The organism is Candidatus Pelagibacter sp. HIMB123 (assembly GCF_052048195.1).
Classification (GTDB): domain Bacteria; phylum Pseudomonadota; class Alphaproteobacteria; order Pelagibacterales; family Pelagibacteraceae; genus Pelagibacter.
In genome coordinates this window covers 23,807-37,276 of record NZ_JBNAIL010000019.1, presented here as the reverse complement: position 1 = coordinate 37,276, position 13,470 = coordinate 23,807, and the positions used below count along the sequence as shown (strand labels likewise).

General features: G+C 31.2%; 14 protein-coding genes and 2 tRNA genes. All 16 read left to right on the top strand.

Annotated features, from left to right (window positions below; genetic code table 11):
• A partial coding sequence (locus tag ACTTBL_RS05115) for a hypothetical protein (RefSeq protein WP_440643893.1) occupies positions 1-443 on the top strand: 443 nt, incomplete at its 5' end.
• Positions 444-782: 339 nt separating this feature from the next.
• Positions 783-858, top strand: a tRNA-Val gene (locus ACTTBL_RS05110).
• A gap of 11 nt (positions 859-869) precedes the next feature.
• Positions 870-946: transfer RNA gene (locus ACTTBL_RS05105), tRNA-Asp, on the top strand.
• A gap of 87 nt (positions 947-1,033) precedes the next feature.
• Positions 1,034-1,402 (top strand): NADH-quinone oxidoreductase subunit A, encoded by a 369-nt coding sequence (locus tag ACTTBL_RS05100; protein ID WP_440643892.1) that lies wholly within the window; start codon positions 1,034-1,036, stop codon positions 1,400-1,402.
• A 15-nt stretch (positions 1,403-1,417) separates the two neighbouring features.
• Positions 1,418-1,933 (top strand): NuoB/complex I 20 kDa subunit family protein, encoded by a 516-nt coding sequence (locus ACTTBL_RS05095; protein ID WP_023853927.1) that lies wholly within the window; start codon positions 1,418-1,420, stop codon positions 1,931-1,933.
• A gap of 2 nt (positions 1,934-1,935) precedes the next feature.
• Positions 1,936-2,541, top strand: a complete 606-nt coding sequence (locus tag ACTTBL_RS05090; protein ID WP_440643891.1) for an NADH-quinone oxidoreductase subunit C — start codon at positions 1,936-1,938, stop codon at positions 2,539-2,541.
• Positions 2,525-3,700, top strand: a complete 1,176-nt coding sequence (locus ACTTBL_RS05085) for an NADH-quinone oxidoreductase subunit D (protein WP_440643890.1) — start codon at positions 2,525-2,527, stop codon at positions 3,698-3,700. Before ACTTBL_RS05090 ends, ACTTBL_RS05085 begins: the two co-directional genes overlap by 17 nt.
• Positions 3,697-4,305, top strand: coding sequence for an NADH-quinone oxidoreductase subunit NuoE (gene nuoE / locus ACTTBL_RS05080; protein ID WP_440643889.1), 609 nt, complete (start codon positions 3,697-3,699; stop codon positions 4,303-4,305). The genes ACTTBL_RS05085 and nuoE overlap by 4 nt, the downstream gene beginning before the upstream one ends.
• Complete coding sequence (gene nuoF / locus ACTTBL_RS05075; RefSeq protein WP_440643888.1) at positions 4,298-5,629, top strand: NADH-quinone oxidoreductase subunit NuoF; 1,332 nt, start codon at positions 4,298-4,300, stop codon at positions 5,627-5,629. The genes nuoE and nuoF overlap by 8 nt, the downstream gene beginning before the upstream one ends.
• The gene (nuoG, locus tag ACTTBL_RS05070) at positions 5,622-7,649 is read left to right on the top strand and encodes an NADH-quinone oxidoreductase subunit NuoG (RefSeq protein ID WP_440643887.1); all 2,028 of its coding nucleotides are present in this window, start codon (positions 5,622-5,624) and stop codon (positions 7,647-7,649) included. Before nuoF ends, nuoG begins: the two co-directional genes overlap by 8 nt.
• A 1-nt stretch (position 7,650) precedes the next feature.
• Positions 7,651-8,649 (top strand): NADH-quinone oxidoreductase subunit NuoH, encoded by a 999-nt coding sequence (gene nuoH, locus ACTTBL_RS05065; protein WP_072090495.1) that lies wholly within the window; start codon positions 7,651-7,653, stop codon positions 8,647-8,649.
• A gap of 2 nt (positions 8,650-8,651) precedes the next feature.
• Positions 8,652-9,137 carry an NADH-quinone oxidoreductase subunit NuoI gene (nuoI, locus tag ACTTBL_RS05060; protein ID WP_034390080.1) on the top strand — a complete coding sequence of 162 codons (486 nt, stop codon included), beginning with the start codon at positions 8,652-8,654 and terminating at the stop codon, positions 9,135-9,137.
• Positions 9,138-9,139: 2 nt separating this feature from the next.
• The gene (locus ACTTBL_RS05055) at positions 9,140-9,772 is read left to right on the top strand and encodes an NADH-quinone oxidoreductase subunit J (RefSeq protein ID WP_440643886.1); all 633 of its coding nucleotides are present in this window, start codon (positions 9,140-9,142) and stop codon (positions 9,770-9,772) included.
• Positions 9,768-10,076, top strand: a complete 309-nt coding sequence (nuoK, locus tag ACTTBL_RS05050; RefSeq protein ID WP_034390394.1) for an NADH-quinone oxidoreductase subunit NuoK — start codon at positions 9,768-9,770, stop codon at positions 10,074-10,076. The genes ACTTBL_RS05055 and nuoK overlap by 5 nt, the downstream gene beginning before the upstream one ends.
• A 2-nt stretch (positions 10,077-10,078) precedes the next feature.
• A complete protein-coding gene (nuoL, locus tag ACTTBL_RS05045; RefSeq protein ID WP_440643885.1) occupies positions 10,079-11,989 on the top strand; it encodes an NADH-quinone oxidoreductase subunit L in 1,911 nt (636 codons plus the stop codon).
• On the top strand, positions 11,989-13,470 hold the full coding sequence (locus ACTTBL_RS05040; RefSeq protein WP_440643884.1) for an NADH-quinone oxidoreductase subunit M: 1,482 nt from the start codon (positions 11,989-11,991) through the stop codon (positions 13,468-13,470). The genes nuoL and ACTTBL_RS05040 overlap by 1 nt, the downstream gene beginning before the upstream one ends.

Sequence of the window (13,470 nt, the reverse complement as noted above, 5' to 3'; positions counted from 1 at the left end):
AATATATACATATAATTATGATTTTAATATCTCATAGAGGAAATTTGAATGGAAAAAATGAAAAATTTGAAAATCACCCTGATTATATTCTTGATGCTAAAGATAATGGTTTCGAGGTAGAAATTGATGTGTGGTTTAAAGAAAATAATTTTTACTTAGGTCACGATAAGCCTCTGTACAAAATTAATCAAAGTTTTCTTGAAGATGAGAAGTTTTGGTGTCACGCAAAGTCCTCCGAGACACTATATGAGCTTTCTAAAATAAACTGTCATTATTTTTGGCATGACACAGATGATTATACTATAACTAATAGAGGTTACATATGGATTTATCCAAACAAACCTTTGCTCAAAAATGGGATTTGTGTTTTACCAGAAAATGCAAATTATACTAATTTAGACTGCAAAGGAATTTGCTCAGATTTTATTCAGAAATACAAATAGATATGATTAAAGTTATTATTTTTGATCTTGATGGTGTTTTAGTTGCTACAAAAGATATTCATTTTTTAATTAGAATCTTTTATATTAAAAAAAATATAATATTTTTTCGTTTATATCTTTTTAGCATTTTTGTTTTGTTAATTTCATGGATTTTTAAAAATCATGAAAATTATATCATTGTTTTAATGCTTAAATTTTCTTTTTTGCTATCCGTGCTTGCCTTACTTCATTGTGTAATAAACAAATATAAGAAAATACATTAATTTTAACAAATAAAATGATTAAACATTTATTGCTTTATCAAAATTTATATTGTAATTACTTCCGTTATTGGTTTTAGGGCGGTTAGCTCAGTTGGTAGAGCATCTCGTTTACACCGAGGGGGTCAAAGGTTCGAGTCCTTTACTGCCCACCAAAACGATAAGTGGGGGTGTAGCTCAGTTGGTTAGAGCGATCGCCTGTCACGCGATAGGTCGAGGGTTCGAGTCCCTTCACTCCCGCCACTTTTTCCCACTTTTTAATGTTAATATTAATAAAAATGTGACGTATCAGCCCTTCAACAACAGATAAAAACTGATATATAGATTTCCATGTTATCTGATTTTTTAAAAGATTACTTACCTATAATAATATTTTTAGTTTTAGCTTTGGGATTAAGCTGTGCTTTTGTAGTGGTAAACTTTATTCTTTCACCAAAAAAACCTGATCCAGAAAAACTTTCGGCTTATGAATGTGGTTTTGAGCCTTTTGAGGACTCAAGAATGGAATTTGATGTGCGGTTTTATTTGGTTGCAATTTTATTTATTATTTTTGATTTAGAGATAGCATTTTTATTTCCTTGGGCAATATCTCTTGGGAATATTGGATTATTAGGTTTTTCATCAATGATGATTTTTTTATTCATACTTACAACAGGTTTTATTTATGAATGGAAAAAAGGCGCTTTAGACTGGGAATAAAAATTATAAATCACAATGAATAATAAAATAGATCAAGTTCCTGAGGAATTTAAACAACTTGCAGAAGATTTTAGCAAGAATGGTTTTATAACTACATCACTTGATAATTTAATTAATTGGTCAAGATCAGGATCACTCCATTGGATGACTTTTGGATTAGCATGTTGTGCTGTTGAAATGATGCAAACAGCTATGCCTAGATATGATTTAGAAAGATTTGGAGCAGCTCCAAGAGGTTCACCAAGACAGTCAGATGTTATGATAGTTGCAGGAACTTTAACAAATAAAATGGCGCCAGCTTTAAGAAAAGTTTATGACCAGATGCCGGAACCAAGATATGTGATTTCTATGGGCAGTTGTGCAAATGGAGGTGGATATTACCATTATTCATATTCAGTTGTAAGAGGTTGCGATCGTATTGTTCCTGTAGATGTATATGTTCCAGGATGCCCCCCATCGGCAGAAGCTTTATTGTATGGAATACTTCAATTACAAAAAAAAATTAGAAAAAAAGGATCTTTTATTAGATAGTTATGAAGAGTTTAGAAGATCTAGAAAAAAAAATTAATTCTGAGTTAAATACAAAAATTAACAATACAGAAATAAAACATAATCAAATTTTTATAGAAATTGATAAAGATGATATAATTGATGTTGCTTTATTTTTAAAAACAAATCAAGATACAAAATTTAGACAACTAATAGATATTACTGCAGTAGATTATCCCGAAAACAATCAAAGATTTGAATTAGTATACTTATTTTTAAGTCATGAATTTAATCAAAGATTGATTGTAAAATACCATATTGTAGAAAATGAAGTTATACCATCTTTAACCAGTATTTTTCCTTCAGCAAATTGGATGGAGAGAGAAGTCTTTGATATGTATGGAGTATCTTTTAAAGATCATCCTGATTTAAGAAGAATACTAACGGATTATGGATTTGAAGGCCATCCATTAAGAAAAGATTTTCCATTAACTGGTCACTCAGAAGTCAGATATAGCGAAGATCAGAAAAAAGTAATTACTGAACCGGTGAAGCTTGAGCAAAATTATAGAAACTTTGATTATGAAAGTCCTTGGGGAGGAACTAAATATATAAAAGAAGAGATTGAGAATAATGACAAAAAAAATTAGAAATTTAAATTTAAATTTTGGCCCTCAACATCCTGCAGCCCATGGAGTTCTTAGATTAATTTTAGAGCTAGATGGAGAGGTGGTTGAAAAAGCTGACCCTCATATTGGTTTACTTCATCGTGGAACTGAAAAATTGATTGAAAACAAAACTTATATGCAGGCAGTTCCTTACTTTGATCGCCTAGATTATGTCGCTCCGATGAATCAGGAACATGCTTTCGCGCTAGCTGTTGAAAAAATACTTAAAATAGATGTACCAATCAGAGCTCAATATATAAGAGTTATATTTTGTGAGATTGGTAGAATCTTAAGTCATATTTTAAATGTCACAACTCAAGCTCTTGATGTTGGTGCATTAACACCTTCACTTTGGGGATTTGAGGAAAGAGAAACTCTAATGACATTTTATGAGAGAGCCTCAGGGTCAAGACTTCATGCTAATTACTTTAGAGCGGGAGGCGTTCATCAAGATTTACCGAAAGGTTTAGAGGAAGATATAGCAAAATTTTGCGAAACCTTTCCAAAAATAATTAATGATTTAGAGAGCTTACTAACTGACAACAGAATTTTTAAACAAAGAAATGTTGATATAGGTGTAGTCACAAAAGAAGACGCCTTAGATTATTCTTTTTCAGGAGTTATGATTAGAGGCTCGGGTATTCCATGGGATTTAAGAAAATCTCAACCTTATGACTGCTATGAAAGTTTAGATTTTAAAATTCCAGTTGGAAAAAATGGAGATTGTTACGATAGATATTTATGCAGAATTGAAGAAATGAAAGAAAGTGTTTCAATTATTAAACAATGTTTAGCTAAAATGGAGAAGGGTCCAATTAAATCATTAGATGGTAAAATTAGCCCACCATCTAAAGCAGAAATCAAACAATCAATGGAGGCTCTAATACATCATTTTAAACTTTTTACAGAGGGATACAGAGTACCAAAAGATGAAATTTATACAGCTGTTGAGGCGCCAAAAGGAGAATTTGGTGTTTACCTAATATCTGATGGATCAAGTAAACCTTACAAATGCAAAATAAGAGCACCAGGATTTTCACATTTACAATCAATGGATTATCTAATTAAAGGTCACATGTTAGCTGATGTTCCTGCTGTACTAGGTTCTTTAGATATTGTTTTTGGAGAGGTAGACAGATGAGTTTAAGAAGACCGGCGAAAGATCAACCAGAACATTTTGAATTCAATTCCTCATCATTAGAAGCAGCAAATGCTATTGTTGCAAAATATCCTAAAGGTAAACAGCAAAGTGCTGTAATGGCCTTACTTTATATAGCTCAAAAGCAAAATAATAATTGGATACCATTAGCAGCAATGAAGTATATCGCTAAGTTTTTAGGGATGCCTTATATTAAAGTTTATGAGGTAGCTACTTTTTATACAATGTATAATTTAGCTCCTGTAGGAAAATATTTTGTTCAAGTATGTACCACAACACCATGTATGATAAGAGGTGCAAATCAATTAGTTGAGGCATGCAAGGAAAAAATTTCTGAAAATGAGTGTGAATTATCTAATGATAAAAGCTGCTCGTGGATGGAAGTTGAATGTTTAGGTGCATGTGTCAATGCTCCAATGATGCAAATTAATGATGACTATTATGAAGATTTAGACAAACAAAAAACTTTAGATATTTTAGATAAAATTTTAAATGGAGAAAGTCCAAAACCTGGTTCATATAGAGGAAGAGTAAATAATGAACCAGAAAATAACAGAAAAACCTTAATGAATTTAAAAAATGCTTAAAGATCAAGATAGAATTTTTCAAAATTTATATAATGATAAAGGCTCAGATGTATCCTCATCACAAGAGAGAGGTGATTGGGTAAATACAAAAGAAATTATTGACAAAGGAAGAGATTGGATAATTAATGAAATTAAAGAATCTCAATTAAGAGGTCGAGGTGGTGCAGGATTTCCCACAGGTTTAAAATGGTCATTTGCACCAAAAGAAGTTGGATCTAGACCACATTACTTAGTTATTAACGGTGATGAATCTGAACCAGGAACTTGTAAAGATAGAGATATTCTAAGATTTGAGCCTCATAAATTAATAGAGGGTTGTCTAATTGCATCTTATGCAGTGCAAGCGCATGTTTGTTATATATACATAAGAGGAGAATATTTTGTTGATGGTAAAAAGCTTCAAGCAGCAATAGATGAAGCTTATGAAAAAAAATTATTAGGTAAAAATGCAGCTAGTACAGGATGGGATTTAGATATTTATATTCATTACGGAGCTGGTGCATATATTTGTGGTGAAGAGACCGCACTGCTTGAAAGTTTAGAAGGTAAAAAAGGCCAACCTAGATTAAAACCACCTTTTCCAGCTTTGATAGGACTATATGGATGTCCTACAATAATTAATAATGTTGAAACAATCGCAGTTGTTCCAACTATTTTAAGAAGAGGTGCTAAATGGTTTGCTTCTTTAGGTAGAGAAAAAAATACTGGAACCAAAATTTTTTGTATTTCTGGAAATGTAAATAATCCTTGTAATGTTGAAGAAGAAATGAGTATTCCTTTAAAAGAATTAATAGAAGTTCATGCTGGTGGCGTAATTGGTGGATGGGAAAATTTGCAGGCTGTAATACCTGGAGGTTCTTCAATGCCGCTAATACCGAAAGAAAGATGTGAAACTTTAAAAATGGACTTTGATGCTTGTGTTGAAGAAAAAAGTGGACTTGGTACAGCTGGTATTGTGGTTATTAACAAAGATCAGGACATAATTAAATGTATGGCAAGGATTGCAAGATTTTACAAACATGAGAGCTGTGGTCAATGTACACCTTGTAGAGAAGGTTCTGGTTGGATGTGGAGAATGCTTGAGAGAATGGCAAAAGGTGATGCAACAAAGGATGAAGTAGATATGTTAGGTGATGTTACAAATCAAATTGCAGGACATACTATTTGTGCTTTCGGTGAAGGTTCTTCATGGCCAGTTCAAGGATTGCTTAGACACTTTAAAAAAGAAATTGAGAAAAGGAATAATTTAAATCCTATTGTTCAAAAGAAAAACAATATTCCATATTTAGTAGATCAACATTTATTGGATAAAAAAAATGCTTAAATTAAAAGTAAATGAAATCGAAGTTGAAGTTGAAGAAGGTTTAACTGTTCTTCAAGCTTGCGAAAAAGCTGGAGTTGAAATACCAAGATTTTGTTACCATGAAAAATTATCGATAGCAGGAAACTGCAGAATGTGTTTAGTTGAAATGGAAAAATCTCCTAAACCAATTGCTTCATGTGCTATGCCAGCTGCTGAGGGCATGAATATTAAAACAAATACTGCTTTAGTAGAAAAAGCTCGTAAGGGAGTGATGGAATTTTTATTAGCTAACCATCCCCTAGATTGTCCTGTATGTGATCAAGGTGGTGAATGCGATCTTCAAGATCAATCAATGTACTATGGAGTAGACAAATCAAGATTTAAAGAAAATAAAAGAGCTGTTGCTGAAAAAAATATGGGACCATTAATTAAAACTCAAATGACAAGATGCATTCACTGTACAAGATGCGTGAGATTTGCAACGGAAGTTGCTGGGGTTCCAGAGCTTGGTGCTATTGGAAGGGGTGAAGATATGCAAATTACAACTTATCTAGAGCAATCAATGCAATCTGAATTGTCTGCTAACGTTGTAGATTTATGTCCGGTAGGAGCTCTAACATCAAAACCTTATGTATTTGAGGCTAGACCATGGGAATTAAAGAAAACAGAAACAATTGATGTCATGGATGCAATTGGATCAAATGTAAGAGTAGATACTTATGATTGGGAAGTCAAAAGAGTACTTCCAATTATAAACGAAGATATTAATGAGGAATGGATCTCAGACAAAACAAGATATGCTTGTGATGGTCTTCTACATCAAAGATTAGATACTCCATTTATCAAATACAACGGCAAATTTGAAAAAGCCTCATGGGATGAAGTGTTCAAAATAATTAAATCTAAATTTGAAAACACATCAAAAGAAAAAATATGTGGTTTTGTTGGTGATTTAACTAATATGGAGACTGGTTACATTTTTAAAGAATTTTTTGACCGAATAATTGATACTAAAAATTACGAGTCAAGATCTGATAACAGATTTATAAATACTTCAAAAAGAGAAAACTATTTATTTAATTCTTCTATAAATGGCATTGAAGAAGCTGATTTAATTTTGATAGTAGGTGCAAACCCAAGATATGAGGCAACTATTTTAAATGCTAGAATTAGAAAAGCTTATTTAAACAATAATACAAAAATTATTTCACTTAATGATGTTGGTGATTTAACTTATCCTTATCAAAGTTTAGATGATCAAACACAAACTTTAAATAATATTCTTGAAGGAAATCATGACATATCTAAAGAAATTATAAATTCAAAAAAACCAATAATTATTATTGGTGAATCTCTACTTAGATTAAAGTCTTCAGAATTTTTGTTTAATAAAACAAAAGAATTTTTATCAAAAAATAATAAAATTTCAGATGAATGGAACTCTTTAAATATTTTATCAACTGATGCAGCAACTGTAGGAAATATTGATCTTGGAATAATTAATAATGAAAATAACTTAATAAGTGATTTAAAAGAACATAAATTTGATATTGTTTATCTTGTAGGTCAAGACAATTTAGAATTTGATAAAAAAGATGAATTCATAATTTACCAAGGTAGCCATGGTGATAAAGGTGCTGAGTCTGCTGATATTATTTTACCAGGCGCCGCTTACACTGAACAAGATGGGCACTTTACAAATTTAGAAGGAAAAATTCAAAAAGCTTATAAAGCTTCGTATCCACCAGGTGATGCAAAAGAAGATTGGCAAATAATTAATGAACTGGCTGAATTTATGAATAATAGAAAATTATTTAATGACAAAGATGAATTGGAAAGCAGCATGTTTAACTATTTAAATTTACAAAAAGAAAAACAAGTAAATGAGATTAATAATTCTACTAATGAATTTAAAAATGAAAATTTAACAATCAATGTAAAAGACTATTATTTTTCAAATGTAATTGCTAGATCATCAAAAACGATGGTTGAATGTAAGAACTCTAAATTAAATTTAAAATCAACAGGTACAGAAGGTTAATATGGAATACTTGAGTATAGTTTTTCAAGAGGTTTATAAGATTTTATTCTTACTAGTGCCTGTTCTTGTTTCAGTAGCAATGATAGTTTGGCTTGATAGAAGAGTTTGGGCTTTTGTTCAAAAAAGGCAAGGGCCTAATGTTGTTGGTCCGTTCGGTTTATTACAATCTTTAGCTGATGCTTTAAAATATATATTTAAAGAAATCATTATTCCATCTAGTTCAAATAAAGTGATTTTCATACTGGCCCCTATAGTCACGATGACTTTAGCTTTGATCGCGTGGGCTGTAATTCCATTTAGCGCAACTCAGGTTTTGGCCGATATCAATGTTGGAATTCTTTACTTATTTGCTGTTTCTTCACTAGGTGTTTATGGAATAATAATGGGAGGCTGGGCATCCAATTCTAAATATCCTTTTCTAGGAGCAATTCGTTCTGCTGCTCAAATGGTATCTTATGAAGTTTCAATTGGGGTAATAATAATCAATGTTTTACTTTGTGTTGGTTCATTAAATTTAAACGACATCGTTATTGCTCAACAAAATATGTGGTTTGTAATCCCATTATTTCCAATGTTTGTAATATTCTTTATTTCTGCTTTAGCTGAAACTAACAGACCCCCTTTTGATTTGCCAGAAGCCGAAGCAGAGTTGGTTGCTGGTTACCAAACAGAATATTCAGGAATGATGTATGCAATGTTTTGGTTAGGTGAATATGCAAATATTTTATTGATGTGTGCAATGGGAGCAATATTATTTTTAGGTGGTTGGATGTCTCCAATTGATGTTTATCCATTTACATTAGTTCCAGGTGCAATATGGTTAATATTAAAAATTCTTCTTTTGTTTATCCTTTTTGCTTTAGTTAAGGCCATAGTACCTAGATACAGATATGATCAATTAATGAGACTAGGTTGGAAAGTTTTCCTTCCTCTTTCTTTAACTTGGGTGGTATTAACAGCTAGCTATTTATTTTATTTTAACCTTTTACCAGTGAATTAATTATGAAGATTTCAAGATTCTTTAAAACAATATTAATGACTGATTTTATTGGTGGTTTATTTATTGCTATTAAAGAATTATTTAAATCAAAAAAAACAATTAATTACCCTTTTGAAAAAGGCAAAATAAGCCCTCGTTTTAGAGGTGAACATGCTTTGAGAAGGTATCCAAACGGAGAAGAAAGATGTATAGCTTGCAAATTATGTGAAGCAGTGTGCCCAGCTCAGGCAATAACGATCGAGTCAGCTGAAAGAGAAGACGGAAGTAGAAAAACAACTCGTTATGACATCGATATGATGAAGTGCATTTATTGTGGTTTGTGTGAGGAGGCTTGTCCGGTAGATGCAATAGTCCAAGGTCCAAATTTTGAATTTTCTACAGAAACAAGAGAAGAACTTTATTATACAAAAGAAAAATTATTAGATAATGGAGATAGATGGGAGAATGTTTTGGAGGCAAATATTAAAGCTGACAATATCCATAGATAAAAATGATTGTACACGCTATTTTCTTTTATACATTTTCAATAATTGCTGTTGTTTCAGCTATAATGGTAACTGCTTCTAAAAATACTGTTCACTCAGTATTTTTCTTAATTCTTGATTTCATAAGTATCTCTTGTCTTTTCATAATGATTGGTGCTGAATTCTTGGGAATGATAATGCTAATTGTTTATGTTGGTGCTGTAGCAGTTTTATTTTTGTTTGTTGTTATGATGTTAAACGTGGCCCAACAAAAAAATCAATGGTTCGCAGGTCAAGCAACCTCTAAACATATCCCAGTTGGTTTAATTATAAGTACTTTAATCTTCTTTGAAATTATAATTGTGATAGGTGGCTGGAAATATAAACCAGAAATTTTTGATATTAACAATTCACTTGCTAATACAAGTGTAAGTAACACTCATTCATTGGGTCAAATTTTATACACTGATTATATTCATGTGTTTCAAATAAGTGGAATGATCCTATTAGTAGCTATGGTTGGGGCTATTGTATTAACTTTTAGACAAAGATCAGGTCTTAAAAGACAAAGTTATATCAAGCAAATATCTAGAGAAAGAGCCGAAGGTGTTGAGGTGCTAGAAGTTCAGAGCAATAAAGGAGTTAAAATAGATGATTGATATAGGTTTAGGACATTATTTGACTTTAGGTGCTGTTATTTTTTCAATTGGAGTAATTGGTATTTTTCTAAATAGAAAGAACATCATTGTTATATTAATGAGTATTGAATTGATATTGCTTGCTGTAAATATCAATTTAGTAGCTTTTTCTATTTATTTGGGAGATTTGGCAGGACAAGTCTTTACTTTATTTATTCTAACTGTTGCAGCAGCAGAAGCAGCCATAGGATTAGCAATAATTGTCGTGTATTTCAGAAACTCTGGAACAATACGAGTTGAAGAAATAGATAAGCTGAAAGGATAATCATGGAATTATCAATTATATTTCTTCCACTTATTGCTTCAATAATCTCTGGTTTTTTTGGAAGATATATCGGTGATAGAAATTCTGAAATAGTAACAAGTGCTTTAGTTTCAATTTCTGCACTCTTATCAATTCATGTTCTTTATCAAGTAATTGTAAATCAATATGAAGAAAATATTATTATAGCTACCTGGATAAGCTCAGGGTCACTTGATGTAAATTGGTCAATGTTGATTGATCCTTTGTCAGCAGTGATGTTAGTGGTTGTAACTTCTGTATCTTCTTTAGTGCATATTTATTCAATTGGTTACATGTCCCACGATCCTCATAAACCAAGATTTATGGCTTATTTATCATTATTCACTTTTGCAATGTTGATGCTTGTAACATCAGATAATTTTATTCAACTATTTTTTGGATGGGAAGGTGTAGGTCTTTGTTCTTACTTCCTGATCGGTTTTTGGTTTAAAAAAGAAAGTGCAAATGCTGCAGCTATAAAAGCATTTGTTGTAAACAGAGTAGGTGACTTTGGTTTTGCTTTAGGAATTTTTTTAATATTTTATTTATTTGGAACTGTTAATTACTCAGAAGTTTTTCAACAAATCCCAACAGTTGTAGATAAAAATTTATCATTTTTAGGTTTTGAAGTTAAAGCAATAGACTTAGTTTGTTTACTTTTATTTATTGGAGCAATGGGTAAATCTGCACAGATATTACTTCATACATGGTTACCTGATGCTATGGAGGGTCCAACACCAGTTTCTGCATTAATTCATGCAGCAACAATGGTAACAGCTGGTGTTTTCTTAGTAGTCAGATGTTCTCCGATTTATGAATATTCACCATTAATACTAAATTTTATAACTATAGTTGGAATGACTACTGCATTCTTTGCAGCAACGGTTGCTCTGGTTCAAACAGATATAAAAAAAATTATTGCTTACTCTACGTGTAGTCAACTTGGCTATATGTTTTTTGCAGCTGGAGTAGGTGCATATAATGTTGCTATGTTTCACTTATTTACTCACGCATTTTTTAAAGCTTTATTATTTTTAGGATCTGGTTCTGTAATTCACGCATTTAAGGATGAGCAAAATATTAACAACATGGGAGGTGTGTGGAAAAAGCTACCATACACCTATGCTTTAATGATAATAGGAACACTTGCTTTAACTGGTTTTCCATTTTTATCAGGATTTTATTCTAAAGACGCAATTATAGAATTTGCGTATTTAAAAGGTAATACGACTGGTTATTATGCATCTGGGATTGGAATAATCACAGCATTTTTAACATCTATTTATTCATGGAGATTGATATTTAAAACTTTCCATGGAGAGTACAATAATAAAGAGATTAAGATAGAGGAAACACACGAGTCTCCATTAGTTATGCTTGTTCCATTATTTATTCTTTCAATAGGAGCTGTGTTTGCTGGTTTTCTATTTAAAGGACTATTTATTGGTCATGGTGAGAATTTATTCTGGGCAGAATCTATTAAGTTTTTAGAGCCTTTAAGCACAGAACATCCGCCTTTATGGTTTTTACTTTTAACACCATGTTTAGTTTTATTATCTATTCCAATTGCTTACTACTTATTTGTTAAGAACAAAGAATTACCTAATTCAATAGCGTTAATGAACAAACCTTTGTATAATTTTTTAGTAAATAAATGGTATTTTGATGAGTTATATGATGTGTTGTTTATTAAATCTTCAAAAAAACTAGGTTTATTTTTATGGAAATTTTGTGATGGAACTATAATTGATGGTTTCGGTCCCGATGGTATTTCCTCTTTCATAAAAAAATGTTCAATTAAAGCAACTAAATTTCAAAGTGGTTATATTTATCAATATGCATTTGTAATGTTATTAGGTTTCTCTGCTTTACTAACCTTTTTAATAGTTAAATAATGAATTTTCCCATTCTTTCATCTTTAATATTATTGCCAACAGTAGGCGCTTTATTTTTATTTTTTACTAAAGATAAAGAAGGAAATAATTCAACTGCTAAATATGTTGCTTTATTCACGACAATAGTAAATTTTTTAATTTCCATTTATCTGTGGATTTCTTTTGACCAATCAACTTCTAATTTTCAATTTGTAGAAGATAGAACATGGATTGAAGGTTTTATTAATTATAAAGTTGGTGTTGATGGTATTTCAATTTTATTTATTATTTTAACTACATTCATAACTCCGTTATGCATTATATCTGTAAATAATTCTGTCAAAAATAGATTAAGAGATTTTTTAATTGCAATCCTAATTATGGAAAGTTTCATGATTGGTGTTTTTTGTGCACTTGATTTAGTTGTATTCTATTTATTTTTTGAAGCAGGATTAATTCCGATGTTTTTAATTATCGGAATTTGGGGTGGACCAAAAAGAGTTTATTCAGCATTTAAATTCTTTTTATACACATTACTAGGTTCTGTTTTAATGTTAGTTGCAATAATTTCTATTTATTGGATTACAGGAACAACAGATGTTATTCAGCTTTATGAACTTGGTATAGATGTTAAATATCAAAATCTTTTATGGTTAGCATTCTTCAGCTCTTTTGCAGTTAAAACCCCTATGTGGCCAGTACATACTTGGTTACCAGATGCTCACGTTGAAGCTCCAACTGCAGGATCTGTATTGTTAGCAGCGATCTTATTAAAGATGGCAGGTTATGGTTTTATCAGATTTTCTCTAGGTTTATTTCCCGTTGCTTCAGAAGTTTTTACACCCTTAATTTATACTTTGAGTGTTATAGCAATCATATTCACTTCTTTCATCGCTCTAATGCAAGAGGATATGAAAAAGTTAATAGCTTATTCTTCTGTTGCTCACATGGGATTTGTGACATTAGGAATATTTACTCTTCAGCAACAAGGAATTGAAGGAAGTATTATTCAAATGATTAGCCATGGTTTAGTTTCAGCTGCACTTTTCTTATGTGTTGGTGTTGTCTACGATCGGATGCATTCAAGGATGATCAATTCGTATGGAGGAATAGTTACAATAATACCTAAATATTCAATTTTATTTATGTTGTTTACATTGGCAGCATTGGGATTGCCGGGGACAAGTGGATTTATAGGAGAATTTTTAATTTTAATGGGTGCTTTTAAGGATAATTTCCTAGTAGCTGTAATTGCTAGTTTAGGAGTAATACTTGGAGCTGCATATATGCTTTGGCTGTACAAAAGAGTTGTTTTTGGAAAGCTAGTTAACGAAGACCTTAAGAAGATGTTTGATTTAAATAGATCGGAATATCTGATTTTATCTTGTCTAGCAGTTCCAACTTTATTCTTCGGATTTTATCCAGATCCGTTGATAAATACTATAGAAGTTTCTGTGACTGATCTAATTAATATGAATAACACAAATATAGCTAGTAAATAA